The organism is Frateuria edaphi (assembly GCF_021117405.1).
In the GTDB taxonomy this organism is placed as follows: Bacteria; Pseudomonadota; Gammaproteobacteria; order Xanthomonadales; family Rhodanobacteraceae; genus Frateuria_A; species Frateuria_A edaphi.
The window spans coordinates 2,160,247-2,182,965 of the sequence record NZ_CP088251.1 but is presented as its reverse complement, the minus strand read 5'-3'; the positions used below and the strand labels follow the sequence as shown (position 1 = coordinate 2,182,965).

The 22,719-nt window shown below is 67.4% G+C and carries 14 protein-coding genes; 8 read left to right on the top strand and 6 right to left on the bottom strand.

Annotation, left to right across the window (positions count from 1 at the left end):
* Positions 1-152 precede the first annotated feature (152 nt).
* From metH to LQ772_RS10255, 3 genes are all read right to left on the bottom strand, one after another.
* Positions 153-2,852, bottom strand: a complete 2,700-nt coding sequence (metH, locus tag LQ772_RS10265; RefSeq protein ID WP_231320639.1) for a methionine synthase — start codon at positions 2,850-2,852, stop codon at positions 153-155.
* A gap of 163 nt (positions 2,853-3,015) precedes the next feature.
* Positions 3,016-4,095, bottom strand: a complete 1,080-nt coding sequence (locus LQ772_RS10260) for a homocysteine S-methyltransferase family protein (protein WP_231320638.1) — start codon at positions 4,093-4,095, stop codon at positions 3,016-3,018.
* A gap of 84 nt (positions 4,096-4,179) precedes the next feature.
* The gene (locus tag LQ772_RS10255; protein WP_231320637.1) at positions 4,180-5,106 is read right to left on the bottom strand and encodes an ArsR/SmtB family transcription factor; all 927 of its coding nucleotides are present in this window, start codon (positions 5,104-5,106) and stop codon (positions 4,180-4,182) included.
* A 135-nt stretch (positions 5,107-5,241) separates the two neighbouring features.
* Between LQ772_RS10255 and LQ772_RS10250 the strand changes: the two genes are divergently transcribed.
* Positions 5,242-6,402, top strand: a complete 1,161-nt coding sequence (locus LQ772_RS10250; protein WP_231320636.1) for an acyl-CoA dehydrogenase family protein — start codon at positions 5,242-5,244, stop codon at positions 6,400-6,402.
* Between the two features lie 221 nt (positions 6,403-6,623).
* Here the strand turns inward: LQ772_RS10250 and LQ772_RS10245 are convergent, their stop codons facing one another.
* Entirely contained in the window at positions 6,624-9,803 is a 3,180-nt protein-coding gene (locus LQ772_RS10245; protein WP_231320635.1) for a multidrug efflux RND transporter permease subunit, read from the bottom strand.
* A 14-nt stretch (positions 9,804-9,817) separates the two neighbouring features.
* Positions 9,818-11,035: an efflux RND transporter periplasmic adaptor subunit gene (locus tag LQ772_RS10240; protein ID WP_231320633.1), complete on the bottom strand. Its 1,218-nt coding sequence runs from the start codon at positions 11,033-11,035 to the stop codon at positions 9,818-9,820.
* Positions 11,036-11,525: 490 nt separating this feature from the next.
* Here LQ772_RS10240 and LQ772_RS10235 point away from each other — a divergent pair, with 490 nt between their 5' ends.
* The 4 genes from LQ772_RS10235 to LQ772_RS10220 all read left to right on the top strand — a co-directional run bounded on the left by LQ772_RS10235 (position 11,526) and on the right by LQ772_RS10220 (position 19,154).
* On the top strand, positions 11,526-16,457 hold the full coding sequence (locus tag LQ772_RS10235) for an NAD-glutamate dehydrogenase (protein WP_231320631.1): 4,932 nt from the start codon (positions 11,526-11,528) through the stop codon (positions 16,455-16,457).
* 157 nt (positions 16,458-16,614) lie between these two features.
* Complete coding sequence (locus tag LQ772_RS10230; protein ID WP_231320629.1) at positions 16,615-17,376, top strand: NAD kinase; 762 nt, start codon at positions 16,615-16,617, stop codon at positions 17,374-17,376.
* Positions 17,377-17,467: 91 nt separating this feature from the next.
* The gene (locus LQ772_RS10225) at positions 17,468-18,397 is read left to right on the top strand and encodes a 5'-nucleotidase (protein ID WP_231320627.1); all 930 of its coding nucleotides are present in this window, start codon (positions 17,468-17,470) and stop codon (positions 18,395-18,397) included.
* A 58-nt stretch (positions 18,398-18,455) separates the two neighbouring features.
* The gene (locus LQ772_RS10220) at positions 18,456-19,154 is read left to right on the top strand and encodes a DUF1003 domain-containing protein (protein ID WP_231320626.1); all 699 of its coding nucleotides are present in this window, start codon (positions 18,456-18,458) and stop codon (positions 19,152-19,154) included.
* A 21-nt stretch (positions 19,155-19,175) separates the two neighbouring features.
* Here the strand turns inward: LQ772_RS10220 and LQ772_RS10215 are convergent, their stop codons facing one another.
* Complete coding sequence (locus LQ772_RS10215; protein WP_231320625.1) at positions 19,176-20,054, bottom strand: DMT family transporter; 879 nt, start codon at positions 20,052-20,054, stop codon at positions 19,176-19,178.
* A 113-nt stretch (positions 20,055-20,167) separates the two neighbouring features.
* Between LQ772_RS10215 and LQ772_RS10210 the strand changes: the two genes are divergently transcribed.
* The 3 genes from LQ772_RS10210 (at position 20,168) to LQ772_RS10200 (ending at position 22,629) form a co-directional block, all read left to right on the top strand.
* A complete protein-coding gene (locus LQ772_RS10210) occupies positions 20,168-21,337 on the top strand; it encodes an acyl-CoA dehydrogenase family protein (RefSeq protein ID WP_231320624.1) in 1,170 nt (389 codons plus the stop codon).
* Between the two features lie 141 nt (positions 21,338-21,478).
* Positions 21,479-22,030 (top strand): GNAT family N-acetyltransferase, encoded by a 552-nt coding sequence (locus tag LQ772_RS10205; protein ID WP_231320623.1) that lies wholly within the window; start codon positions 21,479-21,481, stop codon positions 22,028-22,030.
* The gene (locus LQ772_RS10200) at positions 22,027-22,629 is read left to right on the top strand and encodes a glutathione S-transferase family protein (protein ID WP_231320622.1); all 603 of its coding nucleotides are present in this window, start codon (positions 22,027-22,029) and stop codon (positions 22,627-22,629) included. The genes LQ772_RS10205 and LQ772_RS10200 overlap by 4 nt, the downstream gene beginning before the upstream one ends.
* Positions 22,630-22,719 lie beyond the last annotated feature (90 nt).

Below are 22,719 nucleotides of genomic sequence, written 5' to 3'. Positions count from 1 at the left end.
CCGGGCTCCGCGCATCATCGCGCACGGGTCCCATCGGCGCGGTAGGCCTGCACCCTGGACCGGGTCCCGGTAGCACCCACCCTGTGTGCGACCGCCATGCGCGGCCGTTCGCCGGGACACCGCGGTCGCGCCCAAAACGCGCCTGCAAAGGCCTAATCGGGATCGTAGTCGAGGTTGGGGGCGAGCCAGCGTTCGGCTTCGGCGCGGCTCCAACCCTTGCGACTGGCGTAATCCTCGATCTGTTCGCGGGTCAGGCGGCCTACCACGAAGTACTGGCTGCCCGGATGGGAGAAATACCAGCCCGAGACGGCCGCGGCCGGGTACATCGAGAAGCCCTCGGTGAGTTCGATGCCGGCGTTGGCCTGGGCGTCGAGCAGGCGGAACAGGGTGGTCTTCTCGGTGTGGTCGGGGCAGGCGGGGTAACCCGGCGCCGGTCGGATGCCCTGGTACTTCTCGGCGATCAAAGCCTGGTTGTCCAGCGATTCATCGCACGCGTAGCCCCAGAACTCGCGGCGCACGCGTTCGTGCATGCGCTCGGCGAACGCTTCCGCGAGGCGGTCGGCCAGGGCTTTGAGGATGATCGAGGAATAGTCGTCGTGTTCGGCATGGAAGCGTTGCAGGTGTGGCTCGATGCCGAGCCCCGCGGTGACGGCGAAGCCGCCGATCCAGTCGCGCTTGCCATACGTGCCAGGGGCGATGAAATCGGACAGGCAGAGGTTCGGGCGTTCGACGGGTTTGTCCGCCTGCTGGCGCAAGTGGTGCAGCATGACCGACTGGCCCATCTCTCCCGTCGGAGACGGGCGAAGTTCGATGTCGTCACCTACGCTGGCGGCAGGCCAGAAGCCGATGACGGCGCGGGCGGTCAGCCACTTCTCCGCGACGACGCGGTCGAGCATCTTCTGCGCGTCGTTGAACAGCTCGGTCGCCTGCGGGCCGACTACCTCGTCGGTGAGGATCGCCGGGTAGTGACCGGCGAGTTCCCACGCCTGGAAGAACGGCGTCCAGTCGATGTAGCCGCGCAGTTCGGCCAAGTCGTAATCGTCGAACACGGTGAGGCCGGGCCTGGCCGGTTGCGGCGGGTCATAGGCGGCCCAGTCGCAGGTGAAGCGCTGCGCGCGGGCCTTCTCCAGTGGCACCAGCTGCTTGCCGGGCCCGCGATGGCGATGGCGTTCGCGCACCTCGGCGTACTCGGCGCGGACCTTGGCCATGAAGCTGTCCACCAGTTCCTTGCTCACCAGCGATTGCGCCACGCCCACCGCGCGCGAGGCGTCCTTCACCCACACGGTCGGCGCCTTGTAATGCGGCTCGATCTTCAGCGCGGTATGCGCGCGCGAGGTGGTGGCGCCGCCGATCAGCAAGGGCACGGTGAAGCCCTGGCGCTGCATCTCGCGGGCGACGTGGCCCATCTCCTCCAGCGAAGGGGTAATCAGGCCCGATAGGCCGATCATGTCGGCCTTCTCGGCGATGGCGGTTTCCAGGATCTTCTGCGCGGGCACCATCACGCCCAGGTCGATCACGTCGAAGTTGTTGCAGCGGAGCACCACACCGACGATGTTCTTGCCGATGTCGTGCACGTCGCCCTTGACCGTGGCCATCACGATCTTGCCGTTGTTCTTGCCGGTGTCGCCGGTGCGCGCCTTTTCCTCCTCGATGTAGGGCAGCAGGTAGGCCACCGCCTTCTTCATCACGCGGGCGGACTTGACCACCTGCGGCAGGAACATCTTGCCGGCGCCGAAGAGGTCGCCGACCACGTTCATGCCGTCCATCAGCGGACCCTCGATGACATCGAGCGGGCGCGTGCATTGCTGGCGCGCCTCCTCGGTGTCTTCCACCACGAACTGGTCGATGCCGTGGACGAGTGCGTGGCTGAGCCGTTCGCGCACGGGCCTGTCGCGCCAGGCGAGGTTCTCGACGACGGCCTCGCCTTTTTTCTTCTTGTAGTTGTCGGCGACGTCCAGCAATCGTTCGGTGGCATCGGCGCGGCGATTGAGCACGACGTCTTCCACGCGCTCGCGCAACACCGGATCGAGATCGTCGTAGATCGCCAGCGCGCCGGCGTTGACGATGCCCATGTCCATGCCGGCCTTGATCGCGTGGTACAGGAACACCGAGTGGATCGCTTCGCGCACCGTATCGTTGCCCCGGAAGGAGAACGACACGTTGGAAACGCCGCCGGAAACGTGACTGGCCGGAAAGCGCCTCTTCAGCTCGCGGGTGGCCTCGATGAAGTCCACCGCATAGTTGTTGTGCTCCTCGATGCCGGTGGCGATGGCGAAGATGTTGGGATCGAAAATGATGTCTTCGGGAGGAAAGTCGAGCTGCCCGGTGAGCAGTTGGTACGCGCGCGCGCAGATGGCCACCTTGCGCTCGGCGGTGTCGGCCTGGCCTTCCTCGTCGAAAGCCATGACCACTGCGGCCGCACCGTACTGGCGCACCTTGCGGGCCTGCTCCAGGAACGCTTCCTCTCCCTCCTTCATCGAGATCGAGTTGACGATGCCCTTGCCCTGCAGGCAGCGCAGGCCGGCCTCGATCACGCTCCACTTGGAGGAGTCGACCATCACCGGCACGCGGGCGATGTCGGGCTCGGCGGCGATCAGGTTGAGGAAGCGCACCATCGCCGCCTCCGAATCGATCAGGCCCTCGTCCATGTTGACGTCGATGATCTGCGCGCCGTTGGCGACCTGCTGGCGCGCGACTTCCACCGCTTCTTCGTAACGGTCTTCCTTGATCAGCTTCTTGAACTGCGCCGAGCCGGTGACGTTGGTGCGCTCGCCGACGTTGACGAAGAGCAGGTCGGGAGTGATGACCAGCGGTTCGAGGCCGGAGAGACGGGTGTGGCGGATGGTGGTCATGCGTTTGCGTTGGCCTCCTCTCCGGCGTGGGGAGAGGATCGATGTGAGGGGACGGGGCTTGCGGAGAACTGCAAAAGAGCGGACGTGGATGCGGGCTTTTTGCTGGAGCGGCCCCTCACCCCGACCGTCTCCCCGGAGGGGAGAGGCAATGGGTAGGCGGCGCTCATGCCGCCTCCTGCACGGCACCGGGCAACCTGCGCGGCGCACAGTCACGCACCGCCTCGGCGATCGCCGCGATGTGCGCCGGCGTGGTGCCGCAGCAGCCGCCGACCAGGTTGAGCAGGCCGTCGCGCGCGAACCCGGCGACGACGCTGGCCATCTGCGCGGGCGTCTCGTCGTATTCGGCGAAGGCGTTGGGCAGGCCGGCGTTGGGATGGGTGCTGACGTAGCACTCGGCGATGTCGGCCAGGGTCTGCACGTGCGGGCGCAGGTCGGCGGCGCCGAGCGCGCAGTTCAGGCCCACGGCGAGGGGGCGGGCGTGGGCGATCGAATAGTAGAAAGCCTCGGCGGTCTGGCCCGAGAGCGTGCGGCCGGAGCGGTCGGTGATGGTGCCGGAGACCATGATCGGCACGCGCGCACCGCGTTCGATGAAGAGCTCGGACAGGGCGAACAGCGCAGCCTTGGCGTTGAGCGTGTCGAAGATGGTTTCCACCATCACGACGTCGGCGCCACCGTCGATCAGGCCGGCGGCGGATTCGCGGTAATTGGCCGCAAGCTCCTCGAATGTGACGTTGCGGAAGCCCGGGTCGTTGACGTCCGGCGAGAGCGACGCGGTACGGCTGGTCGGCCCGAGCACGCCGATGACGAAGCGGGGCCGGTCCGGCGTTTTCAGGGTCCAGGCATCGCAGGCGGTGCGCGCCAGCCGTGCGCCTTCGAGGTTCAATTCGTAGGCGAGGTGCTCGAGGTGGTAATCGGCCTGGCTGATGCGGGTGGAATTGAACGTGTTGGTCTCGAGCAGGTCCGCGCCGGCATCGAGATAGGCCTCGTGCACGCCACGGATCAGCTCCGGGCGGGTAAGCGAGAGCAGGTCGTTGTTGCCCTTGAGGTCGCAGCTGCCGGGGTGCGAGTGGTCGTGCTGGTCGTCATGCCCATGCGCGAAGCGCTCGCCGCGGAAGCCGGACTCGTCCAGCGCATGGCCCTGCAACATGGTGCCCATGGCGCCGTCGAGGATCAGGATGCGCTCGCGCAGCGCCCGTTCGAGTTGGGCGACGCGATCGGGATGGAGCCAGGGCAGGGTGGACATGGTGTTTTCTCGGCTGTGCGGGCATGAGGCGGGCCCCCTCATTCGCCCTTTGGCACCTTCCCCCGCGCGCGGGGGAAGGATCGATTACGGCTTGCGCGCCAGCAGGCTGATCACTTCGAAGTGCGGCGCCTTGCGCTCCCGGCTCAGGCGCACGCAGCTGGACACGCTCAGGCCGGCGTCGGTGGCCAGACCCGACAGCTCCTCGCTCGTGAAGCCGAGGTTGCGGTGGTCGAACGGCTCGACCGCGGTGCGATGGTCGTGCTTGCCCAACGTCACCGCCAGCAAACGGCCACCGCTGCGGAGCAGGCGCGCCGCCTCGGCCACGGCCTGGGACGGGCGTTCGGCATAGGTCAGTGCGTGCAGCATCAGCACCAGGTCGAAGCGACGCTTGCCCAGGTCCAGCGCGTGCATGTCTCCCTCGCGCACTTCCACGTTCGAAAAGGCCTTCAGACGTTGTGCGGCCGCGGCAACCACGCGGTCGCTCGAATCCACGCAGACGATCGAGCGCGCGTGCGGGGCCAGCAACTCGGCGGTGATGCCGTCGCCCGAGGCGATGTCCAGTACGTCGCCGGTTTCCAGCAGCTGCAGCAGCGAGCGGGCAAGGGTTTCCCAGGTGCGGCCGGGCGAGTAGTGGCGTTCCATGTCGCCGGCGACGGTATCGGCCCAGCCTTCCGCACGGGCGCGATTGGCCAGCACGGATGGCAGGCGGGCAGCGTCCTCGCGCAACAGGGCATCGTCGATGCTCTCGCGCAGCGAGTGGAGCAGGGCGTGCTGGTGCGAGTCGCCCTCGTTATTGGCGCGGTAGTAGGCCGACACGCCGGCGCGGCGATCGCGCACGAGCTCGGCTTCCTTGAGTTTGGCCAGGTGCGTGGACACGCGCGGCTGGGCCAGGTGCAGCACCTGCGCCAGCTCGGCCACGGTCAGTTCCTCGCGCTCCAGCAATGCCAGCAGCCGCACGCGGGTGGGATCGGCCAGCAGGCGCAGGACGCCGGAGGCGGTCGCCAGATCCATTTTCATCCTTTCATCGCGATGCGAAGATGGATAGGCTAGGCGGCGGTGGCGTGGGCGTCAAGCGTGACCCCACCCTACGGGCGCGCATGAGGGTCGGTTAAACTAGCGGGCTTCGCCAAGCCTTGGAGCCGCCCCATGGATTTCCGTTTCACCGAAGACCAGCTCTCGATCCAGTCGATCGCCCGCGATTTCGCGCAGAAGCGCATCGCGCCGGTGGCCGCCGAGCTGGATGCCAAGGGTGAGTTCCCGCTGCAGAACATCCAGGAAATGGGCCAGCTCGGCCTGATGGGCATCGAAGTGCCGACCGAATATGGCGGCGCGGGCATGGACCCGATCGCCTACGTGCTGGCGATGATCGAGATCGCCGCGGCCGATGCGGCCACCTCGACCATCATGTCGGTCAACAACTCGCTGTTCTGCAACGGCATCCTCAAGCACGGCAGCGAGGAACAGAAGCAGACCTTCGTGCGCGCCATCGCCTCCGGCGAGGCGATCGGCGCCTACGCGCTGACCGAGCCGCAGTCCGGTTCGGATGCCTCGGCCATGCACACGCGTGCGACCAGGAACGCCGATGGCGACTGGGTGATCAACGGCAAGAAGAGCTGGATCACGTCCGGTCCGGTGGCGCGCTACATCGTGCTGTTCGCGATCACCACGCCGGGGATCGGCGCCAAGGGCGTGTCGGCGTTCATCATCGACACCAAGCGGCCGGGCTTCCACGCCGGCAAGACCGAGCCCAAGCTCGGCATCCGCGCCTCGGCGACCTGCGAGATCGAATTCAACGATTACGTGTGCCCGAAGGAAAACCTGCTGGGCGAGGAAGGCAAGGGTTTCGCCATTGCGATGGGCGTGCTGGACGCCGGCCGCATCGGCATCGCCTCGCAGGCGGTGGGCATTGCCCGTGCCGCGTACGAGGCCACGCTGCAGTGGTCGCGCGACCGCAAGGCATTCGGCGCGCCGATCGGCACGTTCCAGATGACCCAGGCCAAGATCGCCGACATGAAGTGCAAGCTGGACGCGGCCACGCTGCTTACCCTGCGCGCGGCGTGGGCCAAGGGCGAGACGGAGAAGAACGGCGGGCGCTTCGGCACCGAGGCGGCGATCGCCAAGCTCACCGCTTCGGAAGCGGCGATGTGGATCAGCCACCAGGCGGTGCAGATCCACGGTGGCATGGGCTACTCGAAGGAGATGCCGCTGGAGCGCTACTTCCGCGACGCCAAGATCACCGAGATCTACGAGGGCACCAGCGAGATCCAGCGCATCGTGATCGCCCGCAACGAAACCGGCCTGCGCTGAGCGTTCTGCTCCGTCTCCAGTGGGGAGATGGCTGGGGTGAGGGCGGGCCTCGCGGGGAAGTCGACAGAGATACCCTTCGTAAGGGTTGCCCCCTGCAAACCAGCCGTTTCGTCTAGCCAAAAAAAGCCCGGGCATTGCCCGGGCTTTTTCGTCTTGGCCCGAGGCGAGCCCCGGCCCCCCATCCCGACCCTCTCCCCGGAGAGGGGAGAGGGAGCGGGCGGCTAATGCCCGCGACGTGGATCGGAATCGAATGTATGCGGCCCGTGGCCGATCCCCGGCTGCGCGGGACCGTCGCCATCGAGCGTGTCGCCAAGCAGGCGACGCACCACCACGTAAAACACCGGGATCAGCAGAACACCCAGGAACGTGGCGAACAGCATGCCGCCGACTACGCCGGTGCCGATCGCATGCCGTGCGTTCGCGCCGGCGCCGCTGGAGATGAACAGCGGGAACACACCCAGGATGAAAGCCAGCGAGGTCATCAGGATCGGGCGCAGTCGCAGGCGTGCCGCCTCGATCACGCCCTCGCGCAACGTGCGGCCGTGCGCTTGCTGCTCGACCGCGAACTCCACGATCAGGATCGCGTTCTTCGCCGCCAGGCCGATCACCGTGATCAGGCCCACCTTGAAGTAGATGTCGTTGGGCAGCCCGCGCAACAGCGTGAACACCACCGCGCCCAGGAGGCCCAGCGGCAGCACCAGCAGCACCGAGACCGGGATCGACCAGCTCTCGTAGAGCGCCGCCAACGCCAGGAACACGATCACGATCGACAGCACCATCAGCAGCGTGGCGGCGTTGCCGGAAAGGATTTCCTGGTAGGACTGGCCGGTCCAGTCGAAGCCGTAACCCTGCGGCAGGTCGTTGGTGACGATCTTCTCCATCTCGGTCATCGCCTCGCCCGACGCATGCCCTGGCGTCGGCGAGCCGACGATCTCGACCGCGGCGTAACCGTTGTAGCGGTTCAGCGAGGGCGAGCCCATCTGCCAGTCGGCGTGCACCACGTTCGACAGCGGGATCATCTCCGGCGTGCCCGCGGCCGTGGCCTGCGTACTGCTCGGGGTGAAGAAGTGCTGCAGCGCGTCCGGGCTCATGCGATAGGCCGCGTCGGCCTGCATGATCACGCGCTTGACGCGCCCGCCGTAGGTGAAGTCGTTGACGTACACCGGCGCCAGCATCAGGCCAACCGCGTTGTAGATGTCGCCCACCGACAGGCCCATCGACTGTGCCTGCACGCGGTCCACGTCCAGGTGCAACTGCGGCGCGTCTTCAAGCGCATTGGGGCGCACGCCGGTCAGCACCGGATCCTGGCTGGCCTTGCCCAGCAGCGTGTTGCGCGCCTGCGTGAGCGCTTCGCGCCCCGCGCCGCTGCGATCCTGCAGGTACATGTCGAAGCCGCCGAACTGGCCCAGGCCCTGCACCGTCGGGATGTTGACCACGAAGATGCGTGCGTCGTGGATCTGGAACAACGACATGTTCGCCCGCTGGATGAATTCCGCGGCGGTGACGTCACGCTCGGCCCAGTCCTTGAGCTTGATGAAGGCCATGCCGGCGTTCTCGCCGGAACCGATGAAGCTGAAGCCGGCGACCTGCAGTACGGTGTCGACCGCGGGATCCTTTTTCAGGACCTTCAGCATGTCGGCCATCACCTCTTCGGTGCGTTGGCGAGTAGCTCCCGGCGGCAGCTGGATGATCGACATCGCGTAACCCTGGTCCTCCTCGGGCAGGAAGCTGCCGGGCAGGCGGGTGTACAGGAAGCCGGCCAGCACCGCGACCAGCACGAACACGAACATCCAGCGCGGCGCGTGCCGCACGGCGCCGCCGACGTGGCCGGTGTAGGTGCGCGTGGTCCAGTCGAAGAACTGGTTGAACTTGCGGAAGACGACGTTCTTCTTCTTGTGGTGCTCGGGCTTGAGGAAGCTCGCGCACAGCGCCGGCGTGAAGGAAAGCGCCAGGAAGGCCGAGAAACCCATCGACACCGCAATGGTCAGCGCGAACTGCTTGTAGATGATGCCCGAGGCACCCGGCTGCAGCGCCGAGGGCACGAACACCGCGGTCAGCACCACGGTGATCGCCACCACTGCGCCGGTGATTTGGCCCATCGCCTTGCGCGTGGCCTCCTTCGGCGACAGGTTCTCCTCGGTCATGATGCGTTCGACGTTCTCGATCACCACGATCGCGTCGTCGACCACGATGCCGATGGCCAGCACCATGCCGAACAGGGTCAGCTGGTTGATGGTGAAGCCCAGCACCAGCATGCCCAGGAACGTGCCCAGCAGCGCGACCGGGATCACCAGCGTCGGGATGATGGTGGCGCGGATGTTCTGCAGGAACAGCAGCATCACCAGGAAGACGAGGATGATCGCCTCGATCAGCGTGTGCACCACTTCGTCGATGGAGATCTTCACGAAGGTGGTGCTGTCGTACGGGCTGAACCAGGTCACGCCCGGCGGAAAGCTGGGCGCCAGCTCGTCCATCTTGCCGCGCACGGCAGTGGCCACGTTGAGCGCGTTGGCGCCGGGCAGCAGCTGGATCGCGAAGGCGCCGATCGGCTTGCCGTCCACCGTGGTGTTGAAGCCGTAGTTGCCGGGGCCGAAGCTGATCCGGGCCACGTCGCCCAGCTTGACAGTGGTGCCGTCCGGGTTGGCGCGCAGGATGATGCCGGCGAACTGCTCGGGCGTGGTGAAGCGTCCTTCGGTCGACACCGTGGCGGTGAAGCCCTGGCCAGGCAGCGCCGGATCGGCACCGATCGAGCCGGCGGCGAACTGCACGTTCTGCGCGCGGATCGCGTTCAGCACTTCGGTGGCCGAGAGGTCGTAGCCGTGCAGCTTGTCCGGGTTGAGCCAGATACGCATGGCATACTCGGAGCCGAACTGGTTGGTGCTGCCCACGCCCGGCACGCGCGCGATCTGGTCGAGCACCTGCGAGCCGACGATGTCGCTCAGGCGGTCGCGGTCGATGCTGGGGTTCTCGGACTTCAGCGCCACCACCATCAGGAAGCCGGCGTTGGCCTTGGCCACCACCACGCCCTGCTGCGTTACTTCCGAGGGCAGGCGCGGCGTGGCCAGCGAGACCTTGTTCTGCACCTGCACCTGGGCAATGTCCGGGTCGGTGCCGCTCTCGAAGGTCAGCGTGATGCTGGCGCGGCCGCTGGCGCTGGATGAGGAACTGAAGTACAGCAGATGGTCGATGCCCGTCAGCTGCTGTTCGATGACCTGGGTGACCGCCTTCTCGGTGGTCTCGGCACTGGCGCCCGGATAGGACGCACTGACCGTCACCGAGGGTGGCGCGATGTTGGGGTAGGACTCCACGCCCAGGTTGAGGATGGCCAGCACGCCGCCCAGCGAGATCAGGATGGCCACCACCCAGGCAAAGATCGGGCGGTCGATGAAGAAACTCGGCATGACGTAAGGCTCCGTTACTTGCCGCGCGCGGTCGCGGCGGCGGCCGGCGCCTTCGCGGCCGCCGGAGCCTGGCCGGCCGGGGCCGGCGGCTGCCACGGGGAGGGGTTGGCCGGGGCGCCTTCCTTGACGTTCTGCACCCCCGAGACGATCACCTTCTCGCCGGCCTTCAGGCCGCTGGTGACAACCCAGTTGCCCTCCTGCATGGAGGCGGTGGTGACGTCGTGGCGCGCGACCTTGCCATCGGGGCCGACCACGAAGACGTAGGCACCGACGGTGTCACGCAGCACCGCCGCCTGTGGCACCACGAACACGTTGTGGCGCTGGCCGAGCGACGCTTCGATCGTGACGTACATGCCGGGCAGCAGGGCGTGCTCGGGATTGGGGATGCGCGCGCGCAGCGTCACCGCGCCGGTCGCCGGGTCCACCGAGGTGGAAGAGAAGTCGACCGCGCCCGGCTGCGCGTAGGCGGTGCCGTCGGGGAGGCTGACGCGCACGCTGGCGTCCTGGCCGCTCTTGCCGGCGACGGCCAGCGAGACGTTGCCCTGGCCCTGCGCCTGGCGCAGCTGTTCGAGCTCGGACACGCTCATGTTGAAGTTCACGTACAGCGGATCGATCTGCTCCACGGTGGTCAGCAGCGTGGCTTCGCCCTGGCCGACCAGCGCGCCCTCGGTGACCTGCTGCTGGCCGGCGCGGCCGTCGATCGGCGAGCGCACATCGGCGTAGCCCAGGTTGATCTGCGCCGACTGCACCGAGGCGCGTGCCTGCTGCACGGCGGCTGCTGCGCTGCGCTCGGTCGCCAATGCGTTGTCCAGGTCGGACTTGGAGACATAGCCCTTGGGCGCGAGCTCACGCGCGCGGCTGGCGTTGACCTTCGCGTTGGTGTAGCTGGCCTGCGCCTGCGCCAGGCTCGCCTGGGCCGCACCCAGCGTGGCCTTCAGCGGAGCCGGGTCGATCTGGAACAGCAACTGGCCCTTCTCGACGTCGGTGCCTTCGTCGTAGGTGCGCTTGAGCAGCACGCCGGGCACGCGGGCGCGCACGTCGGCGCTGCGGAACGGAGAGAGGCGTCCGACCAGGTCCTTGGTCAGCGGCACGGTCTGCGCCTTGAGGGTGATCACACCCACCTGCGGCGGCGGCATCTGCTGTTGCCCCTGCGGCTGGTCCTTGCCGCCGCAGGCGGCGAGGGCGAGCATGCCGAGGCACAGGGCCAGGGTGCGCGTTGTCGTGGACTTCATGGGAACTCCATTCTTATGAGGCGTGACCGGGGACGCGGCGGGGAAGCCGGGGAGCATACGAGTGCCGACGTGGCCGACCAGTGCCAGTGGTCGTGACACGGCGTGCCGGCGGCGGGGCGACCGTCGGCTGAAACGCGCAACTATACCGGTGAGTTTACATTTTGCGAACCGCCGCGGCCAAGTTCTTGCGCGCCGCCGGATGTTGTGGACAAAGGCCGGGCAGCGAGTCGCCCCTCGAACGAAGAAACGCGCTCCCTGCGCGACCGTGTTGCATTGTCGCCACCATGCGGTAGCGCACGGGATTCGCTCCCGCGCAGGGATCGCCTTGCCAGGTGCGCAAGACCGGCTGAACGTGGCCACGGCAACGGGCCCGGGCACTCGCCTCAACGGGCCCTCATCGGTGGAATCGACCTGACGCGAGGCGTATCCTTTTCGGGCTTTACGCCTCCCCAGCGTGGGCACCACTCGTTTCCACTGACAAGCAGATGCCATGAATGCCATTCGCGCGACCAGCGACAGCACGGTTCCCCCGGCTGTCTTCGAGGAACTGAAGAAAAGCGGCTTTGCGACCGGGCGCCTTGATGAGGCGCAATTTTTTATCGGCGCCTTCTTCGCGCGGATGGCGCACAGCGACGTGGACCTGCACACCCCGGGCGAATGGGCCGGCCTGATCGGCGGGCTCCTCGATTTCATCCAGCAGCGTGAACCGGGCCGCGCCAAGGTGCGCGTGTTCAACCCCGAGCGCGGCCATGCCGGGCGCAGCGTGATCGAGGTCGTCACCGACGACATGCCGTTCCTGGTCGACACGGTCAGCATGGTTGCTTCGGACGACCTGCAGATCCATGCGGTGATCCACCCGGTGGTCGGTGCCACGCGCGACGCCACGGGGCAGCTGCAACAGCTGGGCGGCGACGGCGGCAAGCCGGAATCGGTGATGCATTTCGAGGTCGACCGGGTGGCCGACGAAGCGGCGCAGGCCGCGCTCAAGGCGCGCGTCGAGGCAGCGCTGGAAGACGTGCGCGTTGCCGTGGACGACTGGGCGACCATGCGCGACAAGGCGCTGGCGATCGCCGCCGAGCTGCCGGAGCGCAAGCTGCCGCTGGGCGAGAGCGCGGTGGGCGAGGCTTCGTCGTTCCTGCACTGGCTGGCCGACGACAACTTCACCTTCCTGGGCTATCGCGAATACGAGGTGACCGAGGCCGACGGCGAGGAAGTGCTGCGCGCCATCAACGATTCGGGCCTGGGCATCCTGCGCGGCAGCGAACGCTCGATGGCGCCGCGCTCGCTGCGCAGCCTGGCCGCCTCGTCGCTGCCGCAGTCCGGTTCGACGGACGCGATCATCCTGACCAAGACCAACGCCCGCTCGCACGTGCACCGGCCTGGCTACATGGATTACGTGGGCGTGCTCAAGTTCGACGCGAACGGCAAGCCGATCGCCGAGCAGCGCTTCCTGGGCCTGTTCTCCTCCAACGCCTACATGGCCCGTCCGCAGGACGTGCCGCTGGTGCGCCAGAAGGTCGAGGCGGTGATGTGCCGCTCGGGTCTCAAGCGCGACTCCTACTCGGGCAAGTCGCTGCGCCACATCCTGGAGACGCTGCCGCGCGACGAGCTGTTCCAGAGCAGCGAGGACGAACTGTCCGGCATTGCCAGCGGCATCCTGGAACTGCGCCAGCGCGCCCGCACGCGCCTGTTCGTGCGCCGCGATCGCTACGGCCGTTTCTACACCTGCCTGGTCTACGTGCCGCGCGAGCGCTTCAACACCACGGTGCGCGAGCGCATCGAGAACCTGCTGCGCGATGCGCTGCACGGCGAGCACGTCGACTCGGCCGTATTGATGGGCGAGGCGGCGCTGGCCCGCCTGCACGTCGTGGTGCGCCCGAAGATCGGCGACCGCGCGACTTACGACAGCGCCGCGCTGGAGCAGGCGGTGGCCGCCATCGTGCGCAACTGGCACGACGACGTGCGCGACGCGCTGGTCCAGGCCCGCGGTGACCACGAGGGCGTGGTGCTGGCCAACCGCTACGTCAAGGCGCTGCCGGTCGGCTACGTCGACGAGGTGAGCGCGGAAGTGGCGGCCGAGGACGTCTACGAGCTTTCGCAGCTCGAAGGCGACGACGCGGTGCGCATGTCCTTCTACCATCCGCCGCAGCGTCCGGACGAACTGCGCTTCAAGGTCTACCGTTCCGGCAGCGACATCGCGCTGTCGGAGGTGTTGCCGCAGCTTGAAAACCTCGGCCTGCGCGTGCTCACCGAGCACGTCTACGACGTGCGCACCGGCGGCACGCCGCTGTTCATCCAGGACTTCGAGGTGCAGCCGGTCGGCCACCTCACCTTCAGCGTCGAACAGGTCGGCACGCTGTTCGAGGACGCCTTCGAGCAGATCTGGCGCGGCAACGCGGAAAACGACGGCTTCAACCGCCTGGTGCTCGGCGCCAAGCTCAACTGGCGCCAGGTCGCCATGCTGCGCGGCTACTGCAAATACCTCCTGCAGACCGGCGTGTCGTTCTCGCAGGCCTACATGGAAGATGCGCTCAACCGCTACCCGGCCATCGCCGGCGTGCTGGTGGAGCTGTTCAACGCGAAGTTCGACCCGCGTCGCGAAAGCCTTTCGGCCGACGAACTCAAGACCGCCGGCGGCTTGCTCGACGCGGAGATGCGTGTGCTGATCCCGGGCAACGTGCAGGCTGCGCAGCCGTCCCTGGTCGACAACCTGGTCGGCATGCTGTCGCGTCCGCGCGCCGAGCAGGTGGCGACCCTCGAGGATGCCGTCGCGACGCTGCTGGAGAACGTCTCCAGCCTCGACGACGATCGCATCCTGCGCAGCTTCCTGAACGTGATCCGCGCCACCCTGCGCACCAGCTTCTTCCAGCAGTGGGATGGCGCGTTCCGGCCGTACATCAGCTTCAAGTTCGATTCGCACAAGGTGCCCGAGCTGCCCAAGCCGGTGCCCTACCGCGAGATCTTCGTTTCGGCCGCGCGCGTGGAAGGCATCCACCTGCGCTTCGGCGCGGTCGCCCGTGGCGGCCTGCGCTGGTCCGACCGCCGCGAAGACTTCCGCACCGAGGTGCTGGGCCTGGTCAAGGCGCAGATGGTGAAGAACACCGTCATTGTGCCGGTCGGTTCCAAGGGCGGCTTCTTCGTCAAGCGCCCGCCGGTCGGCGGCGACCGCGACGCGCAGCAGGCCGAGGGCATCGCCTGCTACAAGATGTTCATCAACGGACTGCTCGACATCACCGACAACCTGGTCGAGGGCAAGGTCGTGCCGCCGCACGAGGTGGTTCGCCACGACCAGGACGATCCGTACCTGGTGGTCGCGGCCGACAAGGGCACCGCGACGTTCTCCGACATCGCCAACGCCATCTCCATCGAGCACGAGTTCTGGCTCGGCGACGCGTTCGCCTCCGGCGGTTCGAACGGCTACGACCACAAGGGCATGGGCATCACCGCCAAGGGCGCGTGGGAATCGGTCAAGCGCCACTTCCGCGCGCTCGGCCGCGATTCGCAGACGCAGGACTTCACCTGCGTGGGCATCGGCGACATGTCCGGCGACGTGTTCGGCAACGGCATGATGCTGTCCGAGCACATCCGCCTGCTGGCCGCGTTCGACCATCGCCACATCTTCCTGGACCCGAACCCGGATGCGGCGAAGTCCTTCGCCGAGCGCCAGCGCATGTTCAAGATCCCGCGCTCGAGCTGGGAGGACTACGACAAGTCGCTGATCTCCGAGGGTGGCGGCATTTATCCGCGCAGCGCCAAGTCGATCCCGGTCTCGCCGCAGGTGCGCCAGGCGCTGGGCCTGAAGGATGACGTGACCCAGCTCAACCCGAACGAGCTGATGAGCGCGATCCTCAAGGCGCCGGTCGACCTGCTGTGGAACGGCGGCATCGGCACCTACGTGAAGTCCTCGCAGGAAACCAACGCCGACGTGGGCGACCGCGCCAACAACGCGCTGCGCATCAACGGTGGCGAGCTGCGCTGCAAGGTGGTCGGCGAGGGCGGCAACCTGGGCTTCACCCAGAAGGGCCGCATCGAGGCGGCGCAGCACGGCGTGCTGCTCAACACGGACTTCATCGACAACTCCGCCGGCGTGGACACCTCCGACCACGAGGTGAACATCAAGATCCTGCTCAACGACGCCGTGCGCCGCGGCGAGCTGACCGAGGAGGGCCGCAACAAGCAGCTCGCCGCGATGACCGACGAGGTCGGCCAGCTGGTGCTTTGGGACAACTACCGCCAGAACCAGGCGATCACGCTGATGGAACACCAGTCGGTCAAGCGGCTGGGCTCGATGGCGCATTTCATCCGTGAACTGGAAGCCGAAGGCCTGCTCGACCGCCAGGTCGAGAACCTGCCGTCCGATGCCGAGCTGTCCGAGCGCAAGGCGCGCCACCAGGGCCTGACCCGGCCGGAGCTGTCGGTGCTGCTCTCCTACGACAAGATCAAGCTGTTCCAGCAGTTGCTCGAGTCGGACGTGCCCGAAGACCCGTACCTGTCCAAGGAGCTGGTGCGCTACTTCCCCGAGCCGCTGCACGAGAAGTACGCGGCCAACATGCAGCGCCATCGCCTGAAGCGCGAGATCATCGCCACCGCGGTGACCAACTCGACGATCAACCGCATGGGCGCCACCTTCATGATGCGCATGCAGGAGGACACCGGGCAGGGCCCGGCGTCGATCGCCAAGGCCTATACCGCGGCGCGCGAGATCCTGGATGCCCGCGAGCTGTGGGCCGAGATCGAGGCGCTCGACGGCAAGGTGGCCGAGGACACGCAGATCGACGCGATCATGCAGATCTGGTCACAGCTGCGGCACATGACCCGCTGGCTGCTCAACCGTCCTGGCGCCAGCCTGGACATCGCCGCCAACGTCGAGCGCTACCAGGCCGGCGTCACCGCCCTGCGCCAGGGCCTGCCCGAGGTGCTGACCGAGACCGGAAAGGCCGATTTCGAACTCAGTTGCGAGAAGTGGGAAGGCCTGGGCGTGCCGGCCGAGCTGGCGGTGCGCCTTGCCCGCATGCCGGTGCTGCGCGCGGTGCTGGACATGGTCGAAGTGGCGCGCCAGAGCAACCAGCCGGTTCCCGCGGTCGCGAAGGTGTTCTACGAACTGGGCGAGACGCTGGACCTGGAATGGCTGCGCGGCCAGATCGAGGCGCTGCCGGTGGAAGGCCACTGGCATGCGCAAGCGCGCGGTTCGCTGCTGGACGAGCTCAACCACCAGCATCGCGCGCTGGCCCAGCAGGTGCTCGCACTGGCAGGCGACCGCAAGGACGTCTCGCCGGTGCAGGCATGGCTGCAGCGTGACGATGCCACGCTCAACTACACCCGCAGCATGCTCGCCGAAATCCTGACCCAGAACGCGGACTACCCGATCGCCTCGGTCGCCGTCCGCCGCCTGGCGCAGCTGGCGCAGGTGCCGGTGGGTTGATGCAAAGGCCCGGGGCTGCACACCCCGGGCAATCTTGTAGGAGCGCACCTGTGCGCGACTGCGCGGCGGATGGAGCCTCGCGGTCGCGCACAGGCGCGCTCCTACATCGTTATGGGCTGCGCTAAGCTCGAAACATCCCTCGCCATGCCGGATGCCCATGCGCCTCGCCTTCGTCGCCAGCGACACCCCGGTCGCCCAACAGGCCCGCCGCAAGCTGTCCGAGCGCTATGGCGACCTGCCGCCGCTGGAGGCGGACGTCATCGTGGCGCTGGGCGGCGACGGCTTCATGCTGCGCACCCTTCACGCGCATCGCGCGCTGGACCTGCCGGTCTACGGCATGAAGCTCGGCCGTGTCGGCTTCCTGATGAACAAGCATCAGCTCGACGACCTGCCCGGGCGCATCGAGCGCGCCCACGCCGCCGTGCTGTACCCGCTGCAGATGCGCACCGTCGACGGCGCGGGCAACGAGCAGTTCGCGCTCGCGTTCAACGAGGTGTCGCTGCTGCGCCAGACCAACCAGGCCGCGCACGTGGAAGTGAAGCTCAACGATACGGTCAAGCTCGCGGCGCTGGTCTGCGACGGCATCATGGTCGCCACGCCGGCCGGGTCCACCGCGTACAACCTCTCCGCCCACGGTCCGATCCTGCCACTGGACGCCAACGTGCTGGCACTCACCCCGATCAGCCCGTTCCGCCCGCGCCGCTGGCGTGGTGCGATCTTGCCGCACCGTACCCTCGTGACCCTGCGCGTGCTCGAACCGGGCAAGCGGCCGGTCAGCGCCACCGCCGACTTCCTGGAGGTGCGCGACGTGCGCTCGGTGAAGATCTGCCAGGCCCAGGAGTGCGGGGTGAAGCTCCTGTTCGATCCAGAGCACAATCTGGAGCAGCGGATCCTGGACGAGCAGTTCGCCGCGGAATGACGCGCGGGGCCATGGAAGGCGCCGCGGCCGCCCCGACGCGTCGCTTGCCCGGCGTGCCCCTTGCCGCTGACCGTTTTGCTAGATTGCGCGCATGAATCCCGCGACTCCCAGCGCCCACGATCCTGCTGCCAGCACCGACAACCGCCTGGTCGTGGCGATCTCCTCGCGTGCGCTGTTCGACCTGGGCGACAGCCACGCGCTGTTCGAGCGCGACGGCCTGGACGCCTACCGCCGCTTCCAGATCGCGCACGAGAACGAACTCCTGCAGCCGGGCGTCGCTTTTCCGCTGGTGCAGAAGCTGCTTGGCCTCAACAAGCTGGCGGGCGACGTGCCGCCGGTGGAGGTGATCCTGCTGTCGCGCAATTCGGGCGACACCGGGTTGCGCATCTTCAACGCGATCCAGCACCACGGCCTGGAGATCAGCCGCGCCGCCTTCACCAGCGGGGCGCCGACCTCCGACTACATCGCTCCGTTCAAGGCCGACCTGTTCCTCTCGGCCAATGCCGAGGACGTCGGCCGTGCGCTGGCCGCCGGCGTGGCCGCCGCCACCATCCTGCCCAGCACTGCGCCGCCGCGCGCGAGCGAGCAGCTGCGCATCGCCTTCGACGGCGATGCGGTGATCTTCGGCGACGAGGGTGAGCGCGTGTCGCGCGAGGAAGGTCTGGAAGCCTTCCACCGCCGCGAGACCGAGCAGGCCGGCGAACCGCTGTCGGTCGGCCCGTTCCGCGGTTTCCTCACCGCGCTGCACCGGCTGCAGACGGCCTTTCCGGCGGAGGACTCGCCGATCCGCACCGCGCTGGTCACCGCGCGCTCCGCGCCGGCGCACAAGCGGGTGATCCTTACCCTTCGCCGATGGGGCGTGCGTATCGACGAGGCCCTGTTCCTGGGTGGCCGGGACAAGGGGCCGTTCCTGGATGCCTTCGGTGCCGACATCTTCTTCGACGATTCGCCTGCCAACGTGGAGTCCGCTCGCCGGCACGTCGCCACCGGCCACGTGCCGCACGGGGTCAGCAACCGCTGACCTCACGCGCGGCGATGCCGGTGCTAGGCTCGCGCCCAGGCAACCGGAGGGTACGGCGGTGGGCAAGCACACGATGGGAACCTGTGCCGTCTGCGGCAAGGAACTGCCGGCGCGCGAGCTCGTTCCCGGCGAACTGATCCGTCCCGAGATCGCCGAGGAACTTGCCAGGCTGGCGCCCGGATGGACGCCGGACCGCCCGGTGTGCCGCGCGGACCTGGCCAGGGCGCGGGCCGCCTACGTGCACGACCTGCTCGAATCGGAGAAAGGCGAGCTCAGCTCGCTCGAAAAAGACGTGCTGCGCAGCCTGCGCGAGCACGAACTGGTCTCCACCGACATCGAGCGCGAATTCGATCGCCAATGGAGTTTCGGCGAGCGCCTGGCCGACCGCATTGCCACCTTCGGCGGCAGCTGGACTTTCCTGGTCGTTTTCGCGGCGTTCCTGCTGGGTTGGGTCGCGGTCAACTCGCTCGCGCTGTGGCGCCATCCGCCCGATCCGTACCCCTACATCTTCCTGAACCTGTTGCTCTCGTGCCTGGCGGCGGTGCAGGCCCCGGTGATCATGATGAGCCAGAACCGGCAAGAGGCGAAGGATCGCCTGCGCTCGCAACACGACTACAAGATCAACCTGAAGGCCGAGCTGGAGATCCGCCACCTCCACGAGAAGGTCGATCACCTGCTCTCCCACCAGTGGGAGCGGCTGGTGCGAATCCAGGAATTGCAGGTCGAGTTGCTTTCGGATCTTGCCCGGCGCCGGTAAGGGCGTCGCGCCGCACCGGTTTCACGGGACCAGCTTCATCCGCCGCCACCAGCCGGTCACCTGCTCCTCGCGCACCAGCGTGAACAGCCCGGCGCCCAGGATCAGCGCTATGCCGGCCAGCATCGGCCAGTCCAGCGCGTCGCCGAACAGCCAGTAACCGAAGCCGATCGCCCACAGCATCTGGCTGTACTGGGTCGGCGCCACCCGGTTGGCGGGGGCGAGCTGGGTGGCGAGCATCAGCAGCACGCCGGCCAGCCCCGCAAGCAAGCCGTAGCCGGCCAGCAGCTCCCACTGGTGCAGGGTCGGCCAGGTGAACGAGGGCAGCATCAGCAGACCGCCGGCCACCAGGGGTCCGATTACCCCGGCGCCGTACAGGCTGACGCGCTTTTCGTGAGCGCCTGCCATGCGCAGCGCCACCACGGACACCGCTGCCGCCACGCCGCAGGAAATGGCCGCGAAGTGCCCCACGCCGAGCTGGCGGAAGCCAGGCCGCAGCACCACCAGCACGCCGACGAAGCCGGCGAAAACCGCCGACCAGCGCCGCCAGCCCACGTGTTCCTTCAGGAACACCACCGACAGCAGGGTCACGAAGATCGGCATCAGGAAGATCAGCGCGAAGGTCTCGGCCATCGGCAAATGGGTGAACGCGACCACGGCCGATACATTGCTTACCGCGCCGGTCACCGCGCGAATCCACCACAGCGACGGGCGGTTGGCGACGAACACTTCGTGCCAGCGGTCGCCCGGCTTGCGGATGAACGGGATCGCGACCAGCCCCAGCACGGCGCCGAAGAACACCGCCTCGAACGCCGGCAGCGTGCCGTGCAGGGATTTGACGAAGGCGTCGCTGATCGCGTAGGCCGCATAGCAGGCAAAGCCAAGTAGTACGCCCTTGAACATGGAGGGTCCGGGTTGGGTGGGGGCAGGGTGGCAGGTGGGCAGGTGCCCCGGCATGACCTCCCGCCACCGCGGGCGGTAGAATGCCGGGCTTGTCCCTCCAACGGAACCCAAGCATGGCCGCCCGTCTCGACCCGCTCGATCTGTACGACGTCCGCTCGCTGCTTAGCGACGAGGAGCGCATGGTGCAGGACACCGTCGGCCGCTTCGTCGACGAGAAGGTGCTGCCCATCATCGGCGACTGCTTCGACCAGGGCCGCTTTCCGAAGGAACTGGTGCCGGAGATCGCGAACCTGGGCCTGCTCGGCGCGACCATCCCGGAAAAGTACGGTTGCGCCGGTATGAACGGCGTGAGCTACGGCCTGATCTGCCAGGAGCTGGAGCGCGGCGACTCGGGCCTGCGCAGCTTCGCCTCGGTGCAGAGCTCGCTGTGCATGTATCCGATCTACGCCTACGGCACCGAAGAGCAGAAGATGCACTACCTGCCGAAGATGGCGGCGGGCGAGATCATCGGATGCTTTGGCCTGACCGAGCCGCACGGCGGCTCCGATCCGGCCAACATGAAGACCAATGCCAAGAAGGACGGCGGGGACTGGGTCATCAACGGCGCCAAGATGTGGATCACCAACGGCAACCTGGCGCACATCGCGATCGTCTGGGCGCAGACCGAGGATGGCATCCAGGGTTTCATCGTGCCGACCGACACCGCCGGTTTCACCGCGCAGGAAGTGCACAAGAAGATGAGCCTGCGCGCCTCGGTCACCTCCGCGCTGTTCTTCGACAACGTGCGCGTGCCCGAAGCCAACCGCCTGCCCAACGTGAAGGGTCTCAAGGGGCCGCTCGGCTGCCTGACCCAGGCGCGCTACGGCATCACCTGGGGTCCGATCGGCGCCGCACAGGCCTGCCTGAAGGAAGCGCTCGACTACACCGCCGAGCGCATCCTGTTCGGCCGTCCGCTGGCCTCGAACCAGGCCATCCAGCTGAAGCTCGCCGACATGGGGCGGCGCATCACCATGGCGCAGTTGCTGTCGCTGCAGCTCGGTCGCCTGAAGGACGCCGGCACCATGCAGCCGACCCAGGTCTCGCTGGCGAAATGGAACAACTGCCGCATGGCGATCGACATCGCCCGCGAGTGCCGCGACATCCTGGGCGGCGCGGGCATCACGACTGAGCATTCGGCCATCCGCCACGCGCTGAACCTCGAATCGGTGATCACCTACGAGGGCACCGAGACGGTGCACCAGCTGGTGGTCGGCCGCGAACTGACCGGCATCAACGCGTTCTGACGTTCCTTCTCCCGCCGGAGAAGGTGCACGAAGCGACGGATGAGGGTTCGGTCGTAGCGCAAGGCAAGCTTGCGACTAGCGCCGAACCCTCTTTCTTTCCGGTCCCTCTCCCGATGGGAGAGGGCTATCAGGAGACAGGCCTTGCACGTTCCGGACATCCGCATCGAAACCGACCGCCTGATCCTGCGCCCGCCGCGCATCGAGGACTTCGATGCCTATGCGGCGAACATGTCCGACCCGGAGGCCGCCCGCTTCATCGGCGGGCAGCAGCCGCGCGCGCTGGCATGGCGTGGATTCCTGTCTTCCGCAGGCGCCTGGATGATCCAGGGCTTTTCGATGTTCTCGGTGATCGAGAAGGCCAGCGGCCAGTGGGTCGGTCGCCTCGGTCCCTGGTTCCCGGAGGGTTGGCCCGGCACCGAGGTCGGCTGGGGACTGGCCCGTGCCGCCTGGGGCAAGGGTTACGCCGTCGAAGGCGCGACCGCCGCGATCGACTGGGCATTCGACAACCTGGGCTGGGACGAAGTCATCCACTCGATCCATCCGGACAACGCTCCGTCGCAGGCACTCGCGCAGCGTCTGGGCTCGACCTGCCGGGGACCCGGCAAGCTTCCCGCCCCTTACGAGGATTCGCCCACGGAGATCTGGGGCCAGACCCGCGAACAGTGGCGGGCGCGCCAAAAGGCACGGGCATGATCACCATCTACGGCATGCGGGCCTCCGGCAATTGCTACAAGCTGCAATTGCTGCTCGACCAGCTTGGTCGCCACTACCGCTGGATCGATGTCGACAGTGCGGGCGGTGCGACGCGCACGCCTGAATTCCTGGCGAAGAATCCCAACGGCAAAGTGCCGTTGCTCGAGCTCGAGGACGGGCGCCGGCTGGCCGAGTCCGACGCGATCCTCTGTTATCTCGCCGATGGCACGCCGTTCTGGCCCGGGGACGCCTGGTTGCGCGCGCAGACGCTGCAATGGCTGTTTTTCGAGCAATACAGCCACGAGCCGTGCATCGCGGTGGCGCGCTTCATTCGCGGCTGGCTGCCCGCAGGGCATCCGCGCCAGGCCGACGTTCCAGCGCTGATCGAGCGCGGCAAGGCGGTGCTGGGGGTGATGGAAAAGCATCTTGGCGGGCGCGAGTGGTTCGTGGGCGAGCGCTACGGGCTTGCGGACATCGCGCTGTTTGCCTACACGCACTGTGCCGGCGACGGCGGTTTCGATCTGTCGGCGTATCCGAACATCCTGGCCTGGCTTGACCGCGTACGCGCGCAGCCGGGTCACTCACCCATGCAGGCCTGATCGAGATCGGTGGGGTCGACATCCGCCCCATCGTTCCCGGCCGCGCCAGGCGCGGTGGGCTGGAGCCCACCCTACAATTGCAACCTCAAC